Here is a 23,000-nt window from a genome sequence, read left to right on the forward strand (position 1 = left end):
GCTCCATTGCATTTCGTTCCCCCAGTTCGAACACGGCCCAACGGCTGTGGCGCGTTCAGCATCGCACCCGCCGCACCCCCTGTAAACCCGCGCCCCCTGTAAATAGGGAAACCTGTAGCTGATAGGAAAACCCGCAGGGACAAGAAATCCCCGCAGCCGGAAGGCTGCGGGGATTTCTTAGCCAGGCTCAGGAACCCGCCGTCACCAAACACAGATCAGCGCTGAACAGCCCCGAAACGCTCGGCAGCCACAGCCACCGCACTTTCACGGGCCGCAGATGCCTCGTCGGCGGTCAGGGTCCGGTCGTTGGCGCGGAAGCGGAGCCCGAAGGCGAGCGACTTCTTGCCGTCCTCGATGCCCTTGCCGGCGTACACGTCGAACAGGGCGACGTTCTCGAGCAGCTCGCCGGCGCCTTCGCGGAGGGCGGCCAGTACGGCGTCGGCAGGGACTTCCTGCGGCACCACGAGAGCAACGTCCTGCGTCGCCACCGGGAAGGTGGAGATGTGGCGTGCCACGATCACGTCGGCGGCGGCCTCGAACAGGGCGTCAGCGTTGATCTCGAGCGCAACGGAACGGGCCGGCATGTCCGACGCAGCCAGGAGCTTGGGGTGCAGCTCGCCGGCGTAGCCCACCACCTCGCCGGTGCGCAGCGACAGCTGAGCGGCCCGGCCGGGGTGGAAGGCCTGGTGCTGGCCCTGCGCCACCACGACCTCGACGCCGAGCACGTCGCCGATGAGGCGGGCGATGTCCAGCGCGTCGGCCCAGTCCCACAGCCTCGGCGTGTGGCCTGCGGCGGCCGGGGAGTCGTGGCCGGTCAGGACGGCGGCGACGTGCAGCGGCTGGGCGGGAACGCCGTCGTACAGGGCGTCCAGCACCTCATCGGCAGGCTTGACGCCCAGCGGCGGAATGGAAGCAGTTCCCACCGACTCGCCGGGCAGGAAGACGAGTCCGGCCTCGAACAGCGCCAGGTCGCGGAAGCCGCGCGAATGGTTGCGCTTGGCCACCTCGATCAGGCCCGGCAGCACCGACGTCCGCAGGTAGCCGTGCTCCTCGCTGATCGGGTTGGCCAGCTTGACGGCGGTCCGGGCAGCCCCGGCCTCCGCCACACCAAACGTGTCGTTGGCAGCCTTCGAGACGAACGGGTAGGCCAGCACCTCGGTGAGCCCGGCGTCGGCGAGCGACTGGATCAGCCGGCGCCGCTGCTGCTGCACGCGCGTCAGGCCCCGCCCCGGAGGAGCGACCGGCAGGGTCGCCGGAATCTGGTCGTATCCCACCAGTCGGGCGATCTCCTCGGACAGGTCTTCCTTGGTTTCAAGGTCCTGCCGCCAGCTGGGCGCCGAAACTGTCCAGCCGCCGTCGGACTTTTCCACCACGGCGCCGAGGTCCTCGAGGGAGGTGACAATCTGTTCTTCTGTGAAGTCGATGCCGATCCGCTGGGCTGCGAAATCCGCGGGCAGGGCGATGGAGACGGCGTCCGGCGCAGTACCGACGTCGGTGCCCGTCTCGTCAGCCGTGCCTCCGGCAAGCTCCACGAGCAGGTCGACGGCGCGTTGGGCCGCAATGTTCGCCACCTGCCAGTCGACGCCGCGCTCAAACCGCTTCGACGCTTCGGACGGCAGCTTGTGGCGCCGGCGCGAGCGGGAAATCGAGACTTCCTCGAAATGGGCCGCCTCAATCAGCACTGTGGAGGTGGCGTCGGAGACCTCGGTGGACGCGCCGCCCATGACGCCGGCAACACCGATGGGGCCAGAATCGTCCGTGATCAGCAGATCCTCGGGGTCAAGCGCGCGTTCCTTGCCGTCGAGGGTGGTGAGCTTCTCCCCCACCACGGCACGCCGGACCACGATGTCGCCTGACAGCTTGTCCTGGTCATAGAAATGCAGGGGTTGGCCAAGCTCAAGCATCACGTAGTTGGAGATGTCCACGGGCAGGGAGATCGAGCGGATCCCGGCCAACCGAAGCCTGGAGGACATCCATGGCGGCGTGGGCCGGGTGGCGTCGACGCCGCGCACGGTGCGGGCAACGAAGCGGTCGCAGCCCGGGTTGCCGTAGATGGGAGCGTCGTCGTTGATCTTCACGCCGTAACCGCCGGTCAGGGAAGCCGGGGCGTTCACCTTGGAGGCGGGGTCGGTGAAGACCGTACCCGTCGCGTGGGCGTATTCCCGGGCGACGCCGCGGATCGAGAAAGCGTAGCCGCGGTCCGGGGTGACGTTGATTTCGGCTGCTTCGTCATAGAGGCCCAGGAGTTCCATGGCATCGGTGCCGATTTCCGGGTCGAGCCCGATCCTTGAGAGCACCAGGATGCCGTCGTGGTCCTCGCCGATGCCCAGTTCGCGGACGGAGGCGATCATGCCGGCGGACATGTGGCCGTAGGTCTTCCGCGCCGAAACGTGGAAGTCACCGGGCAGCACGGCACCCGGCAGGGTGACAACCACCTTGTCGCCCTCGACGAAATTGTGGGCGCCGCAGACGATGCCCTGCACGCCGGACGGGTCGATGCCCTTGCCGGTGAGGGTCTGCTCCTGCCCCTCGGGGACAACGCGCACCTGGCACCAGTTGATGGTCTTGCCGTTGGACTGCGGCTCCTTAACCAGGCTCAGCACCTGGCCCACCACGACCGGTCCGCGCAGGGCGTCCGTGGGGCGGTGGACCGCTTCTTCTTCAAAACCGACCTTGACCAGGTCCGCCATGACGTCTTCAGCCGTTGCTCCGGCCGGTACCTGCGCGGACTCACGCAGCCAGGAAAGTGGGATACGCACTGTTAGATCTCCATCCCGAAGTGCTCGCTGAAACGTACATCGCCTTCGATCATGTCGCGCATGTCGCCGACCTCGTTGCGGAACATGAGCGTGCGCTCGATGCCCATGCCGAAGGCAAAACCTGAATAGACGTCCGGGTCGATGCCGGCGGCGCGGAGGACGTTGGGGTTGACCATGCCGCAGCCGCCCCACTCGATCCAGCGCGGACCGCCCTTGGCGCCCGGGTGGAAGATGTCGAGCTCCGCGGACGGCTCGGTGAACGGGAAGTAGTTGGGGCGCAGCCGGATCTGGGCTTCGTCGCCGAACATCTGGCGGGCGAAGTGCTCCAGCGTGCCGCGCAGGTCCGCCATGCTGAGGTTCTTATCAATCGCCAGGCCCTCGAACTGGTGGAAGACCGGGGTGTGCGTGGCGTCGAGCTCGTCGGTGCGGAACACCTTGCCGGGGCACAGCACGTAGATGGGCACCTCGCGCTCCAGCATGGAGCGGACCTGCACGGGTGAGGTGTGGGTGCGCATGAGGAGGTGCGCTTCCGGCGGCTCCACGAAGAACGTGTCCTGCATTTCGCGGGCAGGGTGGTCCGGCTTGAAGTTCAGGGCGTCAAAGTTGAACCATTCGGATTCCACCTCGGGGCCCTCTGCGATTTCCCAGCCCATGCCCACGAAAATGTCCGCCACACGGTCCTGCAGCGTAGAGAGCGGGTGGCGCGCTCCAGCCCGGCGGCGGCGCGGGGCGGCTGTCACGTCAACGGTTTCCTCTATAAGGATGCGCGCGTCGTTCTCGGCCTCAAGCTCCGCGGTACGGTCGGCGAGCGCCTTGTTAACACGTCCGCGGGAGGAGCCCATGAGCTTCCCGGCGACGGCCTTCTGGTCCTTGGGCAGGCTTCCGATCTCGCGGTTGGCCAGGCTCAGGGGCGATTTCTCACCGGTGTGGGCCAAACGCACAGCCTTAAGCTCATCGAGCGTGGAGGCACCTGCGATGGCGGAGATTGCCTGATCGACGGCGGCGGTGATGGCGGCTTCATCCGTGGGGTTCGGGACGGCAGCGCCCGGCAAAGTTTCAGTCATCTACTGTTCTTAGCTACGAGTCGGGTGATGCCAGCGGCCGGTGCTGCTGGACCGGTTTCCCGGCAGCGCGTCCGTCACTGGCACGTCATCGCACAGCGCCGTTCAAGAACGCCGCGCAAGGACAAGGGCAGGCTCGCCGGGGTTGGCCGGCAGGCACTGTTCCCAGTCTAATTGAACCGGCCCGGCTGCCCGAACTGCCGTCCCGCAGTGCCGGCCGGGAGGGCTGCGACGCTAGCATGGCTTCATGACTCCGGCACAGCGGCTGCGCCAACTCGCGAACCTGCTTAACGCCTCCACGCCACTGGGACTCCTGCTCGCACGGCTGGCCGGGACCACGACGCTCAAGGGACCGCGCGGCCTCATCATCGCCACGGGGTATGACCGGAAGCTACCCCTAGCGGGGGCGTTCGCGGTGGGCAACGTGATCATCTACCGCGCCGGCCCCGAGGCGGCACTGGCGAACCCCTTCCTGCTCGGGCACGAGGAACGGCACAGCACGCAATACGCATGCCTCGGCCTGCCGTTCCTGGTGCTCTACTTTGCGGCCGCCGGCTGGTCCCTGCTGCGGCACGGGGACCCGGCGTCGGGAAATCCCTTTGAACGGCACGCGGGGCTTGCAGCCGGCGGCTACACGTACGACGGCGTCACTCGCCGCCGGCCGCACTTGCGGCGCCGCCTCCGTCCCGGCCCTCAGGGCAAGGCGTGCGACGGCGTCACTCGCCTTGGTCGGCGACGTCACCGTCCGTGACGGCTGCTGATGCCGCAACGCCCATATGACAGCAACTGCGTGGACACGCGGCTCCGGTCCTTGACTTCTATTCGAACGTACATTCGAATAGAGCCATGAGGTGGGACGCACAAGCACTTAAGCCGGCACCCGGAGAGCGCAGTACAGACGGCGCACCCGCGGCCGCCCCAGCCGCAGTGCCGCTGTTGCCGCTGGCCGGGCTTGTGCGTTCCGTCTCCACCCCTGAGTTTGCCGGCGTCACCTTCCATGAGGTCACCGCCAAATCGGTGCTCAACAAGGTACCGTCCGGTTCCAGGATGCCCTTTGAATGGACCGTGAACCCTTACCGGGGCTGCAGCCATGCGTGCGTTTATTGCTTTGCCCGCAAGACCCACACTTATCTGGACTTCGATGCCGGGCTCGACTTCGACAGCCAGGTGGTCGTCAAGATCAACGCCGCGGAAGTGCTGCGCAAGGAACTGGCCAAGCCGTCCTGGGGACGCCAGCAGGTGGCGCTCGGCACCAACACCGATCCCTACCAGCGCGCCGAGGGCAGGTACCGGCTGATGCCCGGCATCATCGGCGCCCTGGCCGACTCCGGCACGCCCCTGTCCATCCTGACCAAGGGGACGCTGCTGGCCCGCGACATCCCGCTGCTGAAACACGCCGCCACACAGGTGCCGGTGGGGCTCGGTATTTCGCTCGCCATGACGGACGAACAGCTGTCAGAGGCCATCGAACCCGGCACCCCCGGTCCCCGGGCCCGGCTCAAGCTCGTGTCACGGCTGCGTGACGCCGGTCTGCCCTGCGGCGTCATGGCCATGCCCATCCTGCCCTGGCTTTCGGACAGCGACGAGGCCCTCGACGATCTGTTTGCCTCCCTCGCCAAGGCCGGAGCCACTGGAGTGACAGCAGGGGCGCTCTATCTCAAGCCCGGCACGCGCGAATGGTTCATGCAGTGGCTTGCGGCCACGCACCCCGAACTCGTCGGACGGTACCGGCGGCTGTACAGCACTGGTTCCTACGCCTCCAAGGAATACCGGTCGTGGCTTGCGGGGAAGGTCCGGTACTTCAAAGCGCGGCATGGATTTGGCGGCTCTCACGGGTTCAGCCACCGTGATGTCGACGATCCCCGCGGCGAGGAGGCGGCCTACCCGGAAGGCAGCATTCCCGAGCCGGCCGGCGGGCACACCGCCGAGGCGGCCGCAGCACAGGCGTCCCAGCCGACGCTCTTCTGACGCCGTGCGGGCCTCTGCCCGCGCGGCACATTTGGAACAACAAAAGGAGGGGCAGGACGGTTCACAAACCGTCCTGCCCCTCCTTCTGTTCCCGTCCGGTCTTAGCTCGCGGGGATGACGAGGCCCTTGAACTCCGTCTGGATGAAGTCCTTCATCCCCTGGGACGTGAGGATCTTGTAGAGCTTCTGCACTCGGGGGTCGTCCTTCATCTCGGCCTTGACGGCGAGGACGTTGTAGTAGGCGCTGTCTTTGCCTTCGACGAGGATCTGCTTGTCGGCGCTCAGGCCGGCGGGCAGGGCGAAGGCCAGGGTCACGATCGCGGCGTCCTTGTCATTGAGGGCCTGCGGCAGGCTGGCGTTCTCGATCTCCGTGAACTTCAGGTTCTTGGGGTTGGCCTTGACGTCCTTGAGGGTGACCGGGTTCTCGGTGACCTCGATGAGGCCCTTGGACGCCAGCAGCTTCAGGGCGCGGGCCTCGTTGGTGGGGTCGTTCGGAATGGCCACGGAAGCGCCGGCGGGCAGGGCGTCCAGGCTGCTGAAGTTGTTGGAGTACAGGGCCATAGGCGGCAGGTACACCTTGCCCACGCTGACCAGGTTCTTGCCGGACGCCTTGTTGTAGGTCTCGAGGAACGTGGTGTTCTGGAACAGGTTGGCGTCAATGTCGCCGTCGCTGACGGCGGGGTTCGGCGTGTTGTAGTCGCTGAACTCCTTGTAGTCGACGGTGAGGCCCTCCTTGGGCGCAAGCTCGCGCTGGACGTGCTTCAGCATGTCCCCGGCCGGAACAGCCAAGGCTCCAACCTTGATGGATTCCGATGCCGGCGAGGAGGAAGCTCCGCCGCCGCATGCGGACAGGGTGAGGACTGCGGCTGCGCCGGCAGCGGCCGCCTTAAGGAGAGAGGAGCGAATCATGGGGAACTCTTTCAGGGATGGAACGGATGGAATCGAAAACCAGGGTGGTCAGCGGTGGGAAAGCCTGCGTGCCGCGAAGTTTCCCAGCGACTGGAAGAGCTGGACCAGCAGGATCAGTAGGATGACCACGCCGAACATGTACTCGGGGCTGTAGCGCTGGTAGCCGTAGCGGAAAGCGACATCGCCGAGTCCGCCGCCGCCCACGGCGCCCACCATCGCGGAGTAGCCGATCAGGCCCACCACCGTGGTGGAGAGTCCAAGGGCCAGGGCCGGTACGGCCTCGGCGACCAGTACTTTCGTGAGAATGGTCCAGCGTGTGGCACCGAGGGATTCGGCAGCTTCAACGAGGCCCCTGGGCACCTCCCGGATGCCGATTTCCACGAGGCGCGCGAAGAACGGGATGCCCGCGATCGTCAGTGGAACGATGGCCGCCGTCGGGCCGATAAACGAGCCGACCAGCAGGCGGGTGAAGGGAATAAGCAGGATCATCAGGATGATGAACGGGATCGAGCGTCCCATGTTCACCAGCACGTCCAGCAGGCGGTTGATGGCCAGTCCCAGCACTCGGCTTCCAAACGGCTTGGCAAGCAGGCCGCCTGCCTCGGTGGTCACGAGCAGCACGCCGGCGGCAAGGCCGAAGATCACAGTCAGCAGGAGACTCACGCCGACGGTATAAAACGTCTCCCCCGCGCCCTTGAGGATGGTGTCCAGCCAGTCCGACCAGAAGTAAGGGTCGTTGCGGTCGATCATTTGATTACCTCCACATAGAGTCCCTGCGAACGCAGGTCGGCAATGGCACCTGCCACGGTCCCCCGGTCGCCGGGCAGTTCCAGCCGGGTCCGCCCGGTCTGCCGCCCGTGGATCGTCTCGACGGCGGCGCCGAGGATTCCGACGTCGATACCGTGCTCGCGTGCCAGATGGGCGATGACGGGCCGGTCCGTGGGAACTCCCGTAAAGGTGATTTCGACGACGGAGGAGGAGGTCTCCGGCAGGTCGCCGAGGGGAAACAGTGCCTGGCCCAGAAGGGACCGGTCGGTCGTCAGCAGCTCCTCCACGCGCCCCTGCTCAAGAATCCGTCCTTGGCTCATGACAGCGGCGGAATCGCAGATACGCTTGACCACGTCCATCTCGTGCGTGATCAGAAGCACTGTCAGGCCGAGGTCCTTGCTCAGCTGGCGGATGAGATCCAGGATCTGCCGGGTCGTTTCGGGGTCAAGCGCGGAGGTGGCTTCGTCGCTCAGCAGCACCGAGGGGCTGGAAGCCAGTGCCCGGGCGATCCCGACACGCTGTTTCTGCCCGCCGGACAGCTGGGCGGGATAGGCATCCGCTTTGCCCTGCAGGCCTACGAGTTCCAGGATCTCCATGGCGCGGCTGCGCCGCCGGCTGCGTCCGGTTCCCGTGATCTCCAGGGAGAGCTCCACGTTGGACCTGACCGTCCGGCCGGTGAGCAGGTTGAAGTGCTGAAAGATCATGCCGATGTCGTGGCGTGCTTCCCGCAGTTCCCTGCCCCCAAGCTTGGTCATCTCCCTGCTGCCCACGCTGACGCTGCCCGAGTCAGGCGTCTCCAAGGAGTTGATGGTGCGGATCAGCGTGCTCTTGCCAGCACCGCTTTGACCGACGACGCCGTAAATCTCCCCCGGGGCCACGGACAGGGACACGTCATCGAGGGCCCGGACCTGTGAAGCTCCGGAGCCGTAGCTCTTGACGACACGGCTCACCGAAATCATGGAACTCCTTAGGCTGGGATTGATACGCCGGTCCCCTCGAAGATGTCCAAGGGGTGGACGCAGCAGAAACGTCCAGCATGCAAATTCTGCCCAGATGCCCCCAGCATCCCTAATCCGAACAATAGGAAGGGATCCGGGGGTTGGGGCGGAATTTAATTTGCGGGGAGTGAGTCCGCGGTCGCTGTGGCGCCGAGCTCCGCCAACAGGGCCCGGACAATCGGAAGGTCGGCCGGGATCCAGGGGAGGCTGAGAGCTTCCTCACTTTCCCGGATGCTGATCCAAGCCAGTTCGTCATGGTCCTCAAGGGGCCGGGGCTCGCCGTCTGTGACTTCAGCAAACCAAACGCGCATGGAGGCCCGCTCATTGAGCGGCCAGCCGGACTGCCGAGGGGAGGTCAGCTCAGCTCCCAGGCGGACTCCGATACCCAACTCCTCACCCAGCTCCCGGCGCAGGGCGGCTTCGGCCGTCTCGTTGGGTTCCACTTTGCCGCCGGGAAACTCCCACATGCCGGCGAACTGCGGGGGTGCTGTCCGCCTGGCCACCAGCAAGCGGGTTGGCCGGTCAAGTGAATCCAGGACTGCACCGCCCACGACGCTTATCGGTTCTCTCACCTCCCCAGTGTATGGGGGACAATGGTTAAGGCGCGCGCCTCTGCCGCCCCCTCCCCCAACGCCGCGGAATTCGCTCCAGCAGCGCCCTGTCACCACCAAGCTCGGAAAAGCAGGCACATGACCACCACCATTCACGCTCCCGGCAAAGCCGCAGCCAACCGCTCCCATCTCGGCCTCGCCATCCTGGCACTGGCCATGGGAGGGTTTGGAATCGGCGTTACCGAGTTCGCCATGATGGGGCTTCTGAAGGAGGTGGAGCTTGGCCTGAACATCGGCACCCCCGAGGCCGGCCACCTCATCTCCGCGTACGCGCTGGGCGTTGTCGTCGGGGCACCCGCGCTGGCCGCCGTCGGTGCGAAACTCCCGCGCAAGCATCTCGCCCTCGGCCTCATGCTGTTCTTCAGCGTTGCCAACCTGACGTCCTTCATCGCCGCTGACTACACGAGCATGCTGGTGTCCCGTTTTGCCGCCGGGCTGCCGCATGGTGCCTTTTTTGGTGTGGCCGCCGTGATTGCGGCATCGCTCGTGGCCCCGACAAAGCGCGGGTGGGCGATTTCCATGGTCATGGCCGGCCTGACGGTGGCGAACGTCATCGGCGTTCCCTTCGCCACGTGGCTGGGACAAACGTTCGGCTGGCGGCTGCTGTTCGTTCTGGTCGGTGCCCTCGGTCTGCTGACGCTGGCCCTGATCTGGAAATTCGTTCCCTTCCAGAAGGCCCATGCCGACGCGAGCATCCGCCGCGAACTTGGTGCACTGAAGCGGGCACAGGTCTGGCTCGCCATCATGATCGGCATCGTCGGGTTCGGCGGGTTCTTCGCCACCTACACATACATTGCACACACAATGACCTCGGTTGCAGGCATTCCCTCTGCTTTCCTGCCGTTTGTGGTGGCCCTCTATGGCCTCGGAATGGTGGCGGGCAACATTGTCGGCGGCAGAATCGCCGACAAGTCTGTTATGGGAACCATTTATAGCGTGCTGCCGGGAATTGCGGTGGCACTGGTGGTTTACGCGGTCGCCGTGCACTGGCCCTGGTCGGCGTTCGTGATGGTGTTCGTTGTGGGCGCAGTCGGCTCAATGCTGGTTCCCGCACTGCAAACCAGGCTACTCGATGCCTCGCCCGACGCCCCGTCCCTGGCCTCCTCCCTGAACCACGCGGCGCTCAACGTTGCCAACGCCCTGGGCGCGTTCCTCGGCGGCCTCGTAATTGCCTGGGGATGGGGATACGTCGCTCCTGCTTTGGTGGGGGCAGTGCTGGCCGTCCTGGGCCTGGGCGTAGCGGTGCTCAGCGGCCTGCTGGAACGCAAAAGGCCGCTGGCCCCGTAACCCGGAGGTCAGGCTGACGCCAATGAGTGCGAAGAGGGCACCAGACCTGGGGCCGCTGCGCCACGAAATCCTTGAAACTAAGCGTACTGACAAAGAAACATGCGCTGTGCTAGCTTGAAGCCATATCGGGAGTGATTTTGTGTCGGTCCCGACGAATATGAAGGAGGAGACATGGGTTTTCTTGCTTGGATTATTCTCGGCCTGATCGTAGGCGCAATCGTTAAGGCCGTCATGCCCGGCAGGGTTGGCGGCGGCTGGGTCACCAGCCTGGTTCTGGGCGTCGTTGGCGCAATCGTTGGTGGCTGGATCGGCAGCCTTCTTTTCGGCAGAGGTGACCTGGCCTTCTTCGACCTCGGCACCTGGATCCTCGCTATCGTCGGCGGCCTGGTAGTCGCCGGCATCTACGGGGCCATCACCGGACGCAACCGCACAACAACCTAAGAACACCAAGGCCGCCTCGTGGGCGGACCTGACTTAAAGAAGAACGCGGGAACCCACTCCGGTGGGTCCCCGCTTTTTTATGCCCCTGAAGCCTCCTGCTACGGCTGCTGGGACCGAGCACTCGCATAAAGGCAAACGGTGGCTGCCGTTCCGAGGTTCAGGCTTTCGGCAAAGCCGTACACAGGAACTGCCACCCGGTGGTCGGCCAGGGCAAGCTCGGCTTCAGAGAGTCCCTGCGCCTCGTTTCCGAAAAGCCAGGCTGTAGGCGCCTCAAGTGCGTAGTCCGAGCCGGTGTCCGCACCGCTCAGCCGCCGGGCAGCGCTCTCATCCTGCAGCCGGTCCAGATTCAGCTTCCCGTAGCCATCAGCCGCCAGCACGCCGATGCCCCGGGACTTGCACTGCGCCGCAAGCTCCTCGACGTCGGCGCCAAGCACCACTGGCAGGTGGAAGAGCGAGCCGGCCGTGGACCGCACGGCCTTGGGGTTGTAGATGTCCACACTCGAGCCGGTCAGGACCACGGCATCCGCGCCGGCCGCATCGGCAGCGCGGAGGACGGTTCCGGCGTTTCCTGGATCCCGGACCTGGCACAGCACGGCGATCAGCCGCGGCCGCGCGTCGAGCACTGTGTCCAGAGGGACGTCGACGAAATCACAGACGGCGATGATCCCCTGCGGAGTCACGGTATCGGCCATGGCGGCCAGCACGTCGTCGGTTGCCAGCCGGGCGCTGGTCCCGGCTGCCAGGTCTTCGAACTCCGGATACCGGTCCAGGCACGCTTCGCTGGCGTACACTTCGCGAACGACGCCCGGCTCCCCCGCCTCCAGTCTCTTGCGGTGCAGCACCAGGGCTTCACGGACGGCCTGGGGCCCCTCCGCCAGGAACTGCCGGCGCTTTAAACGGACCGGGCGCCCGGCAAGCTTTGCCACATCCCGGACCCGATCAGCTCGGGGGTTGGAAAGTGGAAAGTCTTGCGGGCGCCCGGTTTCGTTCATATAAGAACCTTAGTTGCTGTCGCAGCAGGTCCTCGAACTGCCAGAACGGGAACTGCTAAACAGCAGCCTCGTCAGCGGCCGGCTTTTTGGCGGCAGCCTTCTTGGCAGCAGGCTTCTTGGCCTTGGCAGCCGGCGCGGCTTCGGCGGAAACAGCCGGAGCGGAGGTGTCGGCAGGCAGGGAGTCCTTGGCGACCTGCACCAGCGCAGCGAAGGCGTTGGCGTCGGAAACGGCCAGCTCAGCAAGCATGCGGCGGTCAACCTCGACCTCAGCGGCCTTCAGGCCCTGGATCAGGCGGTTGTAGGTGAGGCCGTTGGCGCGGGATGCAGCGTTGATGCGCTGGATCCACAGACGGCGGAAGTCGCCCTTCTTCTTCTTGCGGTCGCCGTAGCTGTACACAAACGAGTGCAGCAGCTGCTCTTTTGCCTTTCGGTACAGGCGTGAGCGCTGTCCGCGGTAACCTTTGGCGCGTTCGAGAACTACCCGGCGCTTCTTGTGGGCGTTTACCGCCCGCTTCACACGTGCCACGTGCGTACTCCTTCAAAATTCTTATCCCAAGCGACTGCTGCCGGAATCCCGGCGGGCCTGAGAAGGCTTATTGGTGGTTGACGGCTGCCAGCGGCAACCAGTCAGAGTGCTTGGAAATTAGATGCCGAGCATCTTCCGGATGACCTTGGCGTCGCCCTTGAAGACGATCTTGTCGCCGGCGAGGCGACGGGTCAGCCGGGAGGACTTGTGCTCGAGGTAGTGGCGGCGGTTGGCCTGCTGGCGGCGCAGCTTGCCGCTGCCGGTCAGCTTGAAGCGCTTCTTAGCACCACTGTGGGTCTTCATCTTCGGCATGGGAACCGATCTCCTAACGTTTCCGCAGACTATGTCTGCAGTCTTTCGTGCAGCCGCCCCTGCGGGCGGCGTGCTGGTTGCTTACTGCCTGAAGGCGGTACCTTCCGCAGCTGTGAACTAGGTGGTCTTCTTGCCTGCCGGCTTCGGCGTGGCCCGGGGTGCTGCAGGGCGTGCAGCGGGCTTCGGCGCAGCGGGCCTGGCCACCGGCTTCGGTGGAGCAGGCACTGCTGCAGGCTTGGGTGCTGCAGGAGCAGCGGCCTCAGCCTCGGGGGCCTTGGGTGCGGCGGGAGCCGCGGGGGCCGGAGCCGGGGGCTTCGGAGCTTCCGGAGCCTCTGCCGCCGGTGTTTCGACGGCGGGTTCCGGCGTTTCGACGGCGGGTTCCGGCGCAGGTGCTTCAGTGTTGACCTGGAAGCCCTCGGGCAGCAGGTCTGCAAGCGACTGCGTCATGGGTGCCTGCTCATCGCCCGAGGTGTCGATCCGGCCGGATGCCTTGGCTTCGTTCTGGGCCTTCGCTTCGGCGCGCTGGGCCGTACGGCGGGCTTCGGCCTTGGCCTCAGCCTTGTTCTTCAGTGGACCGATGACCATGACCATGTTGCGGCCGTCGATGCGCGGGCTTGATTCCACCACACCAACTTCACCGACATCCTCAGCGAAGCGCTGGAGCAGGCGCAGGCCCATCTCGGGACGCTGCTGCTCGCGGCCACGGAACTGGATCATTGCCTTAACCTTGTCCCCGGCTCCAAGGAAGCGCAGGGCGTGGCCGCGCTTGGTCTCGTAGTCGTGGGTGTCGATCTTGAGGCGGAACCGGATTTCCTTCAGAACCGTGTTGGTCTGGTTCTTGCGGGCCTCACGGGCCTTGACTGCGGCCTCGTACTTGTACTTGCCGAAGTCCATCAGCTTGCACACCGGAGGCTTGGCCTGAGGTGCAACTTCAACGAGATCTAGGTCGGACTCGGCAGCCAGACGCAGGGCATCCTCGATACGGACGATTCCTACCTGTTCGCCGGCAGGGCCGACCAGCCGCACCTCAGGGACGCGGATACGCTCATTGATTCTTGGCTCGCTAATGTTAAAGCTCCTGTGTTCGTGATTGGTGTTCCACCGGCAAACAGAGAAGGCCCCCAATTGCCGGAGCAATCGAAGGCCTCGAGGATCGGACAGGCATACCCGGAAGGGCTGCCCGCGCTTCGCCAGGACTGTGCCTGCCGGAAACGCCCGACCTTTACCCGGCAACCTTGCTTCCCTGTGGAACTGGGAAAACGGCCGACGCGGGTGGGAGAGAACTCCGCTTGCAAACTGAAAGACGATTCTACAGAAAGATACCCGCCAACCGCACATTGCGGCAGTGGGTCTCATACACGGCAAAATAACGACATTCAGTCGGTCTGTGTCAAGCTTACCAGTATGAGCACTCCAGACAGTAATTCACACGTTTACCAGGCGCCCGCGCCGCAGGCCGATGTCTCACAGCAGGTCCGCGACATCGCAGAAGTTCCCGCCATCGAGGTCATCACGACGGCCGCTGTCCACCTCATGAGCGCCGCGGCCGTGAAGCTTGGCCTGGCCGCCGAGGAGAACGCAGAGGAACTCAAGGACCTGGATGAGGCCCGGAAGCTCATCACCGCCCTTGCCGGACTCGTGACTGCGGCGGCTCCTGAAATCGGTTCCCAGCACGCCGGTCCCTTGCGCGACGGGCTCCGTTCCCTGCAGCTCGCCTTCCGTGAAGTGTCAATCATTCCGGATCCCCCCGGCAAGGGTCCGGGCGAGAAGTTCACCGGCGCGGTCAACTGACTCAGGGCAGTAACTGACGCAAAGAAGCGTTCGACGGCGGCGGGCCGGCCTTCCGGGGCGGGTCCGCCGTCGTTCTCTTTTAAGTTCGAGGGCGGTGCAGCACCCCAGCCCGACAACCCCAATAAATTGGCTATTGTCACCGAAGCTGACCCTGAGTAAGCTCAGCTAGCCGGTTTTCCCGGCTAGCATTCGGGGCTGCGTCCTGAACGGCGCTCCCGTCAGGGGCAATGCCCCGTACACCCAGGCAGCGGGCTTCCCGGCTCACCGCCCGGAGGCAAGGACCGCCCTTTTACAAAGGCAGAACGCCATCATGCTAGGCACAACAATCCGTCTCGCCATCATCCTCGTCGCCAGCCTCGGACTGACTGCAGTCGCCACACCCGCTTACGCTGCCCCCGCAGTCCTGGTAGACGTCGGGCCTGGCACCCTCGTTGCTGACGGCGCCGCCGTCGATGTCCCAATAACGTTCACCTGCGACACGGACCCCGGCAGGATCATCGCCGTCCCTGTGGTGGAAGTGAACCAGCGCGTCACCGAGGGGCGGATTGCCAACGGCTTCGGCAACGCCCAACTCAGCTGCACGGGACAAAGCCAGACTGTCACCATCCGGGTCATTCCCCGCGCGATCGCCTACGATCCCGGGATCGCTGTGGTGTTCGTCGTGCTGCAGACGTGCACAGCGGAGTTCCAGTGCGCCGTTGTGACTGAAAGCAAGGAAATGCAGCTCGAAAAGCCGCTTGAAGTCCGGATTCCGCCCGTGGTTCCGGAGTAGGTCGCTCCAGAGCAGGAATCTTCGAAAGGAACCCTGCCGGGCCCTGTCGACATCAGGACCCGGCAGCCCGCCGGCGGCGGCGCTGCTGAAGGGCGATGCCGGCGGCGCAGAGCAGCACGCCGGCCACACCCACCGAGACGAATCCGCCCCACGCTCCGACGCCGTCGATGAACAGCCCCGCGAGCGGCGCCCCGAGCGCGATGCCCGCCGTCAGGGCCGACCCGTACCAGCCCATCGCTTCGCCCCGGCGCGCCTCGTCCACGAGGTCGGCGACTTTTTCCGACGCAGCCGAGAGAACCGGTGCGCACAGGAAGCCCGGAAGCAGGGACAGCAGGCTCAGGGTCAGGGTATCGGTGGCGAATCCCATCGGGATGGTCAGTGCCGCCATTCCCATCAGGAGCAGGATCGGGGACACGGGGCGATGCAGAGCGCCGTAGACGATGCCGCCCAGGACGGAGGCAGCACACCAGAAAACGAAGACGATTCCGATCTCGGCCTCGCGTCCGTTGGTTTCAAGGGCCGCGACGATCCCCACGTCGGTGCCGCTGAGCACCATTCCGGCCCCGGCCGCCACGGCGAACACAGCGGCCACGGACGCGGTGAACCAGGCGAAGCTGGCCGCTGCCCTCCCCCGCAGGCCTGCGTTTCGCAAACCCATCCATCCCAGGCCGCTCCGGCGGCGCTCCGCCGTCGCAGGTCCCAGCTCGGCGGCAGCTTCCTGGACGTGGGCCGGCGCTGCGGCAGCAACCGCCATTGCGGCAGCGGCCTGTTCCTCGGCCTCGCTGGCCCCGTTGCCGGCCGCACTTCGGGTGGGCGGGTTGAACCACATCAGGAACAGGCCCGCCAGGGAGGTGGAGACCCCAACGATGGTCAGGCCAAGGACTGATTGGCCGCTGGTGGCCACGACCGCCCCCGCCGCAGGCCCGACCATGAACACCATCTCCGTACTGATGGCATCGAGCGCGAAGGCCGTCCGCCGCTGGTCGCCGTCGGCGAGCACGCCCAGCGACTGCCGCACCACGCTGAAAATGGGCAGCGTCAGCAGGCCGCCCACGAAGACAAGCGGCAACAGCCACTGATAGGAAACGTGCGGCACTATCGACCAGATGACGGTCTCGGAAACCACCGAGGGGATCAGCGCCTTGCGCAACCCAACGGTGTCCACCCGCCGCCCGCGCCAAGGGGCACCCAGGGCAATGCCAACGGTCATGACCGCGGCAGCTGCGCCGGCAGCGGCATACCCCTGCCCCAGGGTGAGAACGATATGCAGCGTCAGCAGCACGCCGGCGGCCGAATGGGGTATGCGGGCAATCATGCCGACCACCAGGAGGCGGCGTATCGGCGCCACGGCCAACAGCTCCCGGTACAGGGTGAAATTCACGGGTAGTTCCTTCGTTCCGCTGCGGGGCAGAATCGGACGGACCACCATGGACCGGCGGTTACTCTGCGGCGCGCCTTAGCTTGACTTCGACCGAGTCAACACGTTCACCGAACAATACATTCCGGCTCCACTCATTGTGCAGGTCCCCAACGAGTGACTGGACGGCGGCGGCGTCCAGCCCGTCCTCCAGATACAACACCACGCGGAGCTCGGGGCCGGGTCCTCCGCCTGCCATCCGACGGCCGGATGCTGTTGCCGCAGCCACTCCTTGCCCGGGCAGAACTTCCAGACGCCGGACGGCAGGCCAGGCGGCCGCTGTCGCTTCCAGCACTGCAGCAAGCTCGGGGTCCGCGTAGGCGGGAACCCAGGGCTGCTGCTGCGCGAGAGACCAGACCGCCGGCCGACGCACCACGAACGTCACCTCGGAGCCGGGATCCACGACGAGCAGTTCCGCGCCCTCAGAGACTGCTGAGAGAGCAGCCCGCGCCGCGTATACGGCGACAGGCCTCGCGTCGGAGTGCCAGGCGGTCAATGCCGCCGAAGAAGTGAAGACCGGCATGGCGAGCCGGCCGTCCGGCGCCTTGAGTGTCACCAGCGCCATGTCCGCCTGCTTGTCGGCATGGAGCCCGGCGGCGCCTTCCGCTTCCTCGGCCAGCTGCGCCACCACGGGGACAAAGACACGCGCTGTTGCCAGCGAGGCGACAACAGCGGCTTCATCCGCGTCGCCGCTCAGGAGTGCGTCGATGGCGGCGAGATAGGCGTTGTCTGCCGTACCGTCGTCGTCCTCGAAGTTGTGGATCTTTGCATCCTCACCGGATAGGCTGCGCCCTGCCCAGGGCTGGCCAGCGGAATCCGTGGCTCCGCCGGCGCCCGCAAGGGCCGCCTCGATATGGCCCGGTAGACGGCGGGCGGGCAGCTGCCCTGCCGCATCCTCCCGGTTTTCCGGGGTCAAGCCTTGCCCAGCCATGGGGGCAGCCTAGGGGCGGCCGGCGACGTCGAGGGCCTCGGGCAGGGTGAAAGCCCCGGCGTAGAGGGCCTTACCGACAATCGCGCCTTCGACGCCCAATGGGACCAGTGAGCGAAGGACCTTCAGGTCATCGAGGCTGGAGATGCCGCCGGAGGCGACCACGGGCTTGCCGGTCTTTTCCACCATCTGGCGCAGCAGCTCAACGTTCGGTCCCTGCAAGGTGCCGTCCTTGGTCACATCGGTCACCACGTAGCGGGCACAGCCGGCTTCCTCGAGCCGGCCCAGCACGTCCCACAGGTCGCCGCCTTCTTTGGTCCAGCCGCGCCCGGCGAGGGTGGTTCCCCGGACATCGAGTCCGACGGCGATGCGGTCACCGAAGCGGTCGATCGCACGGGCCGTCCACTCCGGGTTTTCCAGGGCTGCGGTTCCCAGATTGACCCGGGCGACGCCCAGGTCAAGCGCCCTTTCCAGCGACTCGTCATCGCGCAGCCCGCCGGAGAGTTCCACCTTGATGTCCAGCCGGCCCACGACTTCGCGCAGCAGCTCGGCGTTCGAACCGCGGCCGAACGCCGCGTCCAGGTCCACGAGGTGGACCCACTCGGCGCCCTGCTGCTGCCAGTTCAGGGCTGCCTCAAGCGGCGTGCCGTAGCTGGTCTCACTGCCGGCTTCGCCCTGGACCAGGCGCACAGCCTGACCGTTCACGACGTCGACTGCGGGAAGCAGTTCAAGTGCCGGCAGTTCGTTCTGGCTGGTCATCTCGGTCCTCTGTTCTCGTGGGGCGCAGTTTCCGGTACGTGTCAGTCTGACGCAGCGGCCTTTGCGGGGTGTTGTGGCGTGCAGTGGTTGTGAATCGGGCACCTGGCCATGAAAGCGTGCAGTGGCCAGCGCGCCCGGGGTCAGGCTGCCGGCAAGGTCAGCAGGTAGGCGGCGAGCAGTGACATTGCCGCCAGGACGCCGAAGCCTATCTGCGTCCAAAGCGGCTTCTTCTGCTGCCTAAAGGAAAGCGCGCCGCCGATCAGCAGGCCGGCGAGGCCCATCAGGACGACCGACCACATCTAGGCGTCCGCTGCAGGCGTGCTGCCTGCGGCCTGCGTGCCCGCCGGCTTGGTGTCGGCCTGCGCGCTGTCTTCCCGCGCGCTGTCTCCCTGGATTGGGCCAGCAGCAGTCCGGTGGTGGGAAGTGTGCAGGCTGTTCACCCAGTTCCTGAGGAGGCGCCCGCCCGCGTCGCCCGATTTTTCCGGGTGGAACTGCGTGGCGCACAGCGGACCGTTCTCCACGGCTGCGATGAAGGGCGCACCGTGCTCGGACCAGGTGACGAGCGGCGGTGCCATGCGAGGCTGGATGACGTCGAAGTCCCAGCTCTGCACGCCGTAGGAGTGCACGAAGTAGAACCGGTCATTTTCCACGCCTTCGAAGAGCTTGGAACCCTCCGGGACCTTGACCGTGTTCCATCCCATGTGAGGAACCACGTCGGCGGGAAGGAGCTCGACCTTGCCCGGCCACTCCCCCATGCCTTCTGCTTCTGTCCCGTGTTCCACGCCCGCTTCAAAAAGGACCTGGAGGCCGACGCAGATGCCAAGGACGGGTCGGCCGCCGGCAACGCGCCGGCCGATCATCCGGATGCCGTCCACGGCCTTCAGCTCGCGCATAACGGTCTCGAAGGCGCCGACGCCGGGAACCACCAGGCCGTCAGCGTTCAGGACGTCCTCCGGCTTGGAGCTGAGGATGACTTCAGCACCGGCCCGCTCGAGCGCACGAACAGCAGAACGGACATTGCCGGAACCGTAGTCCAGCACGGTGACGGTCGGTTTCCCTTCGGGCGACGGCGGCTTCACCGTGGCTGAGGGGTCAATAATGGCGCCGTCGCGCAGCACTTTGCCGGTCACAGTGCACCCTTCGTGGACGGAATCCCCTCAACTCGGGGGTCGGGCTCGACGGCGGCGCGCAGCGCCCGGGCAAACGCCTTGAACTGGGCCTCGACAATGTGGTGCGGGTCCCGCCCGGCGAGGACGTTCATGTGCAGGCAGATGCCGGCGTGGAGGGTGATGGCCTCGAAGACGTGGCGGGTGAGCGAACCGGTGAAGTGTCCGCCGATGAGGTGGTATTCCTGGCCAGCCGGCTCTCCGCCGTGCACCAGGTAGGGCCGGCCGGAGACGTCAACCACGGCGTGGGCAAGAGCCTCATCCAACGGCACGGTAGCTTCACCGAAACGGCGGATGCCGGCCTTGTTGCCAAGGGCAGTGCGCAGCACCTCGCCGAATGTGATCGCCACGTCCTCCACCGTGTGGTGGACGTCGATGTGGATGTCGCCGGTTGCCTTCACGGTCATGTCGATAAGCGAGTGCTTGCACAGCGCGGTGAGCATGTGGTCGTAGAACGGGACCGAGGTGCTGATGTCTGATACGCCGGTGCCGTCGAGGTCGATCTCCACGAGCACGGAAGATTCGCTGGTGGTGCGCTCCAGGCGCGCGGTCCGGGCCTTGACAGTCTGGATTCCGGTATCGGTCATGGTGATAGGTGTCCTTTTTAACGAAGGAGGATGCAGACGCTGCTCTCGGTCTACCCTCCAGTTTAGGCCGGAAGAGCTGCCTGCCGGGCCAGGATGGTTTCCAGCGCCTCGAGGAAGGCTGTGGTTTCTGTCTCAGTGCCGGCGGTGACACGCAGATGTCCGGGGATGCCGACATCCCTGATCAGCACGCCGGAGTCGAGGAGTTCCTGCCACACCTGGTGCGGGTTCTCGATGCCGCCGAAGAAAACGTAGTTGGAGTCCGACGTTGCGGGCTTCAGGCCCATGCGCGTCAGCTCGGTGACAATCCTGTCGCGCTGCCGCTTGATGTCTTCAACGTCGGCCATCAGGGCTTCCCGGTGCTCCAGTGCGGCCAGAGCCGTGGCCTGGGTGATCGCCGACAGGTGGTATGGAAGGCGGACCAGGCGCAACGCGTCAGCCACTTCCGGGGCTGCCGCCATGTATCCGAGGCGGGCCCCGGCCAGGGCAAACGCCTTGCTCATGGTCCGGGAGACGATAAGCCGCTCGCGCCCGGGCAGCAGGGTCAGTGCGCTGGGCGTGCCGTCGTGGGCAAACTCGTGGTACGCCTCGTCGACGATAACTACCGTCTGGCTGGCCTCGCCGGCTTCATAGACAGCTTCCACCACATCCAGCCCCAGGCCGGTGCCGGTGGGATTGTTGGGTGAGCAGAGGAACACGACGTTCGGCTGCAGCTCACGGACCTGGCGTGCGGCCGACTCGGCGCTCAGGCCGTAGCCCTCCGCCCGCTGCCCCACAATGTATTCGGTGTCGGTTCCACTGGCCAGCAGGGGGTACATGGAGTACGTGGGTGGAAAGCCCAGGGCCGTGCGGCCGGGGCCGCCGAATGCCTGGAGAATCTGCTGGAGGACTTCGTTGGAGCCGTTGGCGGCCCAGATATTCTCGGCGCCCAGCCCGTGGCCCAGGTACTCGGCGAGGGCTTCCCGGAGCTTGGTGAACTCGCGGTCCGGGTACCGGTTCAAGCCGGCCGCGGCTTCCGTCACGGCCTCCGAAATTGCAGCCCTGACGTCCGCTGGCACCCCGTGGGTGTTCTCATTGACGTTCAGCAGGATGGGCACCTCCAGCTGCGGTGCACCGTAGGGCGTCAGCCCCCGCAAGTTGGTCCGGAGGGGCAGGCGGTTCAGTCGCTCAAGCTGGTCAGTCACTTGGACAGTTTATTTGCCCGGAGCGGCGAGCAGGAAACTGTGACCGGTGAGGCGGCGGGCGGGGGGCAGACGGGGCGCCCGCAATCAGGACCTGGCGGAAGGGACGAACAGCTGCTGCCCCGGCATGACCTTGCCATTCTCCAGGCTATTTAACTGGACGATATCGGCGATGGTGTCACGGGCGTCCCTGGTGGGATCTGCGCTCACGGCGATGGCCCACAGGGACTCCCCCGGCTGCACCGTCACGGTGACGGTCTCTGTGACTGAGAGTCCGCTGGCTGTGTCCGCTGCCTTGGCCGGGGAATTCAGCAGGCCGGCGAGGGAGATCAGGAGCGCCGCAAGAAGCACCAGCGGGAACCCGATCAGTACGATCCGGCCACGTCGGGTGAGCCGCAGACGAGGCGGCTTCCCCGCCTGCCCGCTTGCGGCCTGAGACCGAACCGCGTGAGGCTGCAGTGCATGAGTCTGACGTACGTCAGACTGCATGACGTGAGGCTGCACCCCATGAGACTGCACTTTGTGAGACTGCACTTTGTGAGACTGCCCTGCGGGAGACTGCACTGCGTGAGGCTGATGAACCGTTGTTGAAGCTGACATGACCTAAGCCCTCCTGGACTACTCTGTGCTGCTGCCGGTCGGTACTGCTGAGCATGTGTACAGCTGCTTCCCTGGCTGCCGCCGGGGCTGAGCTGCTGCCCACGCGCCCGGGTTCAACCGGATGTCCGCCATCATGTTCGAAGAACGGATCGGACCTGCAGTGGCAATAGAACACATGTTCGAACTTTGCTTCTCCAGTTTTAGCACTTATCAACGAACAAAGTCGAGACTCGCTAGAACAAATGTTTGAAAAAGCCGTGCGGCTGGCCTACGTTGGAAATCAAAGAACAACCACTTCTGCAGTTGATCAGCAGGGTCTGACATTTTCAGGCCGGGGGGTTCCCGGCACTGCAGCCCCGCAGTCCGGGTGGAACGAAAGGCACTTGCGAACATGGCAGCATCAGCCTCCGAAGGCAAAGCTACCCAGCGCAGCCAGCGGCCCCGGAAGCCCAAGGGGCTCACCATCCGCCAGAAGAAGATCCTGGAAACCATACAGCGTTCGGTAAATGACAACGGCTACCCTCCCTCCATGCGGGAGATTGGCGATACCGTCGGGCTGGCCAGCCTGTCCAGCGTGACCCACCAGCTCTCACAGCTGGAGAAGCTCGGATATCTCCGGCGCGATCCCAAGCGGCCCCGGGCAATGGAAGTCCTCATGCCGCTGACCCTGGACGCCGGCCTGTCCAAAGCTTCCGACCCCGAGCAGGACGTCCGGCTTCGCAGCGTCGGCCCGGCCGGCGTGTCCGAGCTTCCCAGCGCAACGGACACAGCCATGGTGCCGCTGGTCGGCCGCATCGCGGCCGGCGGCCCCATCCTCGCGGACCAGATGGTGGAGGAGCTGATGCCGCTCCCCCGGCAGCTTGTGGGCCACGGGGAACTGTTTATGCTGCGGGTCGCGGGTGACTCCATGGTGGACGCCGCGATCTGCGACGGCGACTGGGTGGTGGTGCGCCGTCAAAGCGACGCCGTCAACGGCGACATCGTTGCGGCGCTGCTGGATGACGAAGCAACAGTGAAGACCTTCCGGCAGCGTGACGGCCACACCTGGCTGCTTCCGCAAAACACGCAGTACGAGCCCATCCTGGGCGACCACGCCGTCGTCATGGGCAAGGTCGTTTCGGTGCTCCGCTCGCTCTAGGCTCCGTTCGCTCTAGGCTGCGTTTGCTCTAGG

Annotated in this window: 26 protein-coding genes; 7 read left to right on the top strand and 19 right to left on the bottom strand. The window is 65.7% G+C overall.

The features are described from left to right. Window positions 1-215 precede the first annotated feature (215 nt). Together pheT and pheS are read right to left on the bottom strand one after the other, a co-directional pair. On the bottom strand, window positions 216-2,759 hold the full coding sequence (gene pheT / locus ACIP9X_RS09875) for a phenylalanine--tRNA ligase subunit beta (RefSeq protein WP_400479560.1): 2,544 nt from the start codon (window positions 2,757-2,759) through the stop codon (window positions 216-218). Between the two features lie 2 nt (window positions 2,760-2,761). Further along, the gene (gene pheS, locus ACIP9X_RS09880; RefSeq protein ID WP_400479561.1) at window positions 2,762-3,823 is read right to left on the bottom strand and encodes a phenylalanine--tRNA ligase subunit alpha; all 1,062 of its coding nucleotides are present in this window, start codon (window positions 3,821-3,823) and stop codon (window positions 2,762-2,764) included. Window positions 3,824-4,067: 244 nt separating this feature from the next. Here pheS and ACIP9X_RS09885 point away from each other — a divergent pair, with 244 nt between their 5' ends. Both ACIP9X_RS09885 and ACIP9X_RS09890 read left to right on the top strand, forming a co-directional pair. Continuing rightward, window positions 4,068-4,571: a hypothetical protein gene (locus ACIP9X_RS09885; RefSeq protein ID WP_400479562.1), complete on the top strand. Its 504-nt coding sequence runs from the start codon at window positions 4,068-4,070 to the stop codon at window positions 4,569-4,571. Between the two features lie 95 nt (window positions 4,572-4,666). Beyond that, window positions 4,667-5,788, top strand: coding sequence for an Rv2578c family radical SAM protein (locus ACIP9X_RS09890; RefSeq protein WP_400479563.1), 1,122 nt, complete (start codon window positions 4,667-4,669; stop codon window positions 5,786-5,788). 101 nt (window positions 5,789-5,889) lie between these two features. Here ACIP9X_RS09890 and ACIP9X_RS09895 read toward each other — a convergent pair whose 3' ends face one another. The 4 genes from ACIP9X_RS09895 to ACIP9X_RS09910 form a co-directional block, all read right to left on the bottom strand. After that, the gene (locus tag ACIP9X_RS09895) at window positions 5,890-6,696 is read right to left on the bottom strand and encodes a MetQ/NlpA family ABC transporter substrate-binding protein (protein ID WP_400479564.1); all 807 of its coding nucleotides are present in this window, start codon (window positions 6,694-6,696) and stop codon (window positions 5,890-5,892) included. Window positions 6,697-6,744: 48 nt separating this feature from the next. Then, on the bottom strand, window positions 6,745-7,446 hold the full coding sequence (locus ACIP9X_RS09900; protein ID WP_400479565.1) for a methionine ABC transporter permease: 702 nt from the start codon (window positions 7,444-7,446) through the stop codon (window positions 6,745-6,747). Next, window positions 7,443-8,423, bottom strand: coding sequence for a methionine ABC transporter ATP-binding protein (locus ACIP9X_RS09905; RefSeq protein WP_400479566.1), 981 nt, complete (start codon window positions 8,421-8,423; stop codon window positions 7,443-7,445). The genes ACIP9X_RS09900 and ACIP9X_RS09905 overlap by 4 nt, the downstream gene beginning before the upstream one ends. A 152-nt stretch (window positions 8,424-8,575) precedes the next feature. Then, complete coding sequence (locus ACIP9X_RS09910; RefSeq protein ID WP_400479567.1) at window positions 8,576-9,034, bottom strand: (deoxy)nucleoside triphosphate pyrophosphohydrolase; 459 nt, start codon at window positions 9,032-9,034, stop codon at window positions 8,576-8,578. 117 nt (window positions 9,035-9,151) lie between these two features. Here ACIP9X_RS09910 and ACIP9X_RS09915 point away from each other — a divergent pair, with 117 nt between their 5' ends. Beyond that, the gene (locus ACIP9X_RS09915) at window positions 9,152-10,360 is read left to right on the top strand and encodes an MFS transporter (RefSeq protein ID WP_400479568.1); all 1,209 of its coding nucleotides are present in this window, start codon (window positions 9,152-9,154) and stop codon (window positions 10,358-10,360) included. Window positions 10,361-10,531: 171 nt separating this feature from the next. Continuing rightward, window positions 10,532-10,801: a GlsB/YeaQ/YmgE family stress response membrane protein gene (locus ACIP9X_RS09920; protein ID WP_400479569.1), complete on the top strand. Its 270-nt coding sequence runs from the start codon at window positions 10,532-10,534 to the stop codon at window positions 10,799-10,801. 98 nt (window positions 10,802-10,899) lie between these two features. Here the strand turns inward: ACIP9X_RS09920 and ACIP9X_RS09925 are convergent, their stop codons facing one another. The 4 genes from ACIP9X_RS09925 to infC all read right to left on the bottom strand — a co-directional run bounded on the left by ACIP9X_RS09925 (window position 10,900) and on the right by infC (window position 13,657). Further along, entirely contained in the window at window positions 10,900-11,793 is an 894-nt protein-coding gene (locus tag ACIP9X_RS09925; RefSeq protein WP_400479570.1) for a TrmH family RNA methyltransferase, read from the bottom strand. A 55-nt stretch (window positions 11,794-11,848) separates the two neighbouring features. Then, a complete protein-coding gene (gene rplT / locus ACIP9X_RS09930; RefSeq protein WP_400479571.1) occupies window positions 11,849-12,319 on the bottom strand; it encodes a 50S ribosomal protein L20 in 471 nt (156 codons plus the stop codon). Window positions 12,320-12,436: 117 nt separating this feature from the next. Then, entirely contained in the window at window positions 12,437-12,631 is a 195-nt protein-coding gene (rpmI, locus tag ACIP9X_RS09935; protein ID WP_009358635.1) for a 50S ribosomal protein L35, read from the bottom strand. A 117-nt stretch (window positions 12,632-12,748) separates the two neighbouring features. Continuing rightward, complete coding sequence (infC, locus tag ACIP9X_RS09940) at window positions 12,749-13,657, bottom strand: translation initiation factor IF-3 (RefSeq protein ID WP_400479572.1); 909 nt, start codon at window positions 13,655-13,657, stop codon at window positions 12,749-12,751. Between the two features lie 378 nt (window positions 13,658-14,035). Between infC and ACIP9X_RS09945 the strand changes: the two genes are divergently transcribed. Then, window positions 14,036-14,422 carry a DUF1844 domain-containing protein gene (locus ACIP9X_RS09945; RefSeq protein WP_400479573.1) on the top strand — a complete coding sequence of 129 codons (387 nt, stop codon included), beginning with the start codon at window positions 14,036-14,038 and terminating at the stop codon, window positions 14,420-14,422. 310 nt (window positions 14,423-14,732) lie between these two features. Then, window positions 14,733-15,194, top strand: a complete 462-nt coding sequence (locus ACIP9X_RS09950; RefSeq protein WP_400479574.1) for a hypothetical protein — start codon at window positions 14,733-14,735, stop codon at window positions 15,192-15,194. Window positions 15,195-15,246: 52 nt separating this feature from the next. Here ACIP9X_RS09950 and ACIP9X_RS09955 read toward each other — a convergent pair whose 3' ends face one another. From ACIP9X_RS09955 to ACIP9X_RS09995, 9 genes are all read right to left on the bottom strand, one after another. Further along, window positions 15,247-16,575 (bottom strand): MFS transporter, encoded by a 1,329-nt coding sequence (locus ACIP9X_RS09955; protein ID WP_400479575.1) that lies wholly within the window; start codon window positions 16,573-16,575, stop codon window positions 15,247-15,249. A gap of 58 nt (window positions 16,576-16,633) precedes the next feature. Then, entirely contained in the window at window positions 16,634-17,542 is a 909-nt protein-coding gene (locus tag ACIP9X_RS09960) for an SseB family protein (RefSeq protein WP_400479576.1), read from the bottom strand. A 9-nt stretch (window positions 17,543-17,551) separates the two neighbouring features. Next, a complete protein-coding gene (gene priA, locus ACIP9X_RS09965; RefSeq protein WP_400479577.1) occupies window positions 17,552-18,298 on the bottom strand; it encodes a bifunctional 1-(5-phosphoribosyl)-5-((5-phosphoribosylamino)methylideneamino)imidazole-4-carboxamide isomerase/phosphoribosylanthranilate isomerase PriA in 747 nt (248 codons plus the stop codon). Between the two features lie 140 nt (window positions 18,299-18,438). Beyond that, the gene (locus tag ACIP9X_RS09970) at window positions 18,439-18,597 is read right to left on the bottom strand and encodes a hypothetical protein (RefSeq protein ID WP_400479578.1); all 159 of its coding nucleotides are present in this window, start codon (window positions 18,595-18,597) and stop codon (window positions 18,439-18,441) included. Continuing rightward, on the bottom strand, window positions 18,598-19,428 hold the full coding sequence (hisH, locus tag ACIP9X_RS09975; protein WP_400479579.1) for an imidazole glycerol phosphate synthase subunit HisH: 831 nt from the start codon (window positions 19,426-19,428) through the stop codon (window positions 18,598-18,600). Beyond that, window positions 19,425-20,051, bottom strand: a complete 627-nt coding sequence (gene hisB, locus ACIP9X_RS09980) for an imidazoleglycerol-phosphate dehydratase HisB (RefSeq protein ID WP_400479580.1) — start codon at window positions 20,049-20,051, stop codon at window positions 19,425-19,427. Before hisB ends, hisH begins: the two co-directional genes overlap by 4 nt. A gap of 62 nt (window positions 20,052-20,113) precedes the next feature. Continuing rightward, window positions 20,114-21,232 carry a histidinol-phosphate transaminase gene (locus tag ACIP9X_RS09985; RefSeq protein WP_400479581.1) on the bottom strand — a complete coding sequence of 373 codons (1,119 nt, stop codon included), beginning with the start codon at window positions 21,230-21,232 and terminating at the stop codon, window positions 20,114-20,116. A gap of 84 nt (window positions 21,233-21,316) precedes the next feature. Continuing rightward, a complete protein-coding gene (locus tag ACIP9X_RS09990) occupies window positions 21,317-21,628 on the bottom strand; it encodes a LysM peptidoglycan-binding domain-containing protein (RefSeq protein ID WP_400479872.1) in 312 nt (103 codons plus the stop codon). Further along, a complete protein-coding gene (locus tag ACIP9X_RS09995; RefSeq protein WP_400479582.1) occupies window positions 21,595-21,738 on the bottom strand; it encodes a hypothetical protein in 144 nt (47 codons plus the stop codon). The genes ACIP9X_RS09990 and ACIP9X_RS09995 overlap by 34 nt, the downstream gene beginning before the upstream one ends. A gap of 482 nt (window positions 21,739-22,220) precedes the next feature. Here ACIP9X_RS09995 and lexA point away from each other — a divergent pair, with 482 nt between their 5' ends. Beyond that, window positions 22,221-22,967: a transcriptional repressor LexA gene (lexA, locus tag ACIP9X_RS10000; protein WP_400479583.1), complete on the top strand. Its 747-nt coding sequence runs from the start codon at window positions 22,221-22,223 to the stop codon at window positions 22,965-22,967. The last annotated feature ends 33 nt before the right edge of the window (window positions 22,968-23,000 follow it).

This window comes from Arthrobacter sp. NPDC093125 (assembly GCF_044754225.1).
In the GTDB taxonomy this organism is placed as follows: Bacteria; Actinomycetota; Actinomycetes; order Actinomycetales; family Micrococcaceae; genus Arthrobacter.

What these genes read in the sequence shown, in the direction of transcription:
- ACIP9X_RS09890 (WP_400479563.1), top strand. Translation starts at nt 4,667, where the DNA reads ATGAGGTGGGACGCACAAGCACTTAAGCCGGCACCCGGAGAGCGCAGT.
- lexA (WP_400479583.1), top strand. Translation starts at nt 22,221, where the DNA reads ATGGCAGCATCAGCCTCCGAAGGCAAAGCTACCCAGCGCAGCCAGCGG.
- ACIP9X_RS09895 (WP_400479564.1), bottom strand. Translation starts at nt 6,696, where the DNA reads ATGATTCGCTCCTCTCTCCTTAAGGCGGCCGCTGCCGGCGCAGCCGCA.
- ACIP9X_RS09925 (WP_400479570.1), bottom strand. Translation starts at nt 11,793, where the DNA reads ATGAACGAAACCGGGCGCCCGCAAGACTTTCCACTTTCCAACCCCCGA.
- ACIP9X_RS09885 (WP_400479562.1), top strand. Translation starts at nt 4,068, where the DNA reads ATGACTCCGGCACAGCGGCTGCGCCAACTCGCGAACCTGCTTAACGCC.
- ACIP9X_RS09915 (WP_400479568.1), top strand. Translation starts at nt 9,152, where the DNA reads ATGACCACCACCATTCACGCTCCCGGCAAAGCCGCAGCCAACCGCTCC.
- ACIP9X_RS09920 (WP_400479569.1), top strand. Translation starts at nt 10,532, where the DNA reads ATGGGTTTTCTTGCTTGGATTATTCTCGGCCTGATCGTAGGCGCAATC.
- ACIP9X_RS09945 (WP_400479573.1), top strand. Translation starts at nt 14,036, where the DNA reads ATGAGCACTCCAGACAGTAATTCACACGTTTACCAGGCGCCCGCGCCG.
- ACIP9X_RS09950 (WP_400479574.1), top strand. Translation starts at nt 14,733, where the DNA reads ATGCTAGGCACAACAATCCGTCTCGCCATCATCCTCGTCGCCAGCCTC.
- rpmI (WP_009358635.1), bottom strand. Translation starts at nt 12,631, where the DNA reads ATGCCGAAGATGAAGACCCACAGTGGTGCTAAGAAGCGCTTCAAGCTG.
- ACIP9X_RS09995 (WP_400479582.1), bottom strand. Translation starts at nt 21,738, where the DNA reads ATGGGGTGCAGCCTCACGTCATGCAGTCTGACGTACGTCAGACTCATG.
- ACIP9X_RS09970 (WP_400479578.1), bottom strand. Translation starts at nt 18,597, where the DNA reads ATGTGGTCGGTCGTCCTGATGGGCCTCGCCGGCCTGCTGATCGGCGGC.
- priA (WP_400479577.1), bottom strand. Translation starts at nt 18,298, where the DNA reads ATGACCAGCCAGAACGAACTGCCGGCACTTGAACTGCTTCCCGCAGTC.
- pheS (WP_400479561.1), bottom strand. Translation starts at nt 3,823, where the DNA reads ATGACTGAAACTTTGCCGGGCGCTGCCGTCCCGAACCCCACGGATGAA.
- ACIP9X_RS09900 (WP_400479565.1), bottom strand. Translation starts at nt 7,446, where the DNA reads ATGATCGACCGCAACGACCCTTACTTCTGGTCGGACTGGCTGGACACC.
- ACIP9X_RS09905 (WP_400479566.1), bottom strand. Translation starts at nt 8,423, where the DNA reads ATGATTTCGGTGAGCCGTGTCGTCAAGAGCTACGGCTCCGGAGCTTCA.
- ACIP9X_RS09960 (WP_400479576.1), bottom strand. Translation starts at nt 17,542, where the DNA reads ATGGCTGGGCAAGGCTTGACCCCGGAAAACCGGGAGGATGCGGCAGGG.
- hisB (WP_400479580.1), bottom strand. Translation starts at nt 20,051, where the DNA reads ATGACCGATACCGGAATCCAGACTGTCAAGGCCCGGACCGCGCGCCTG.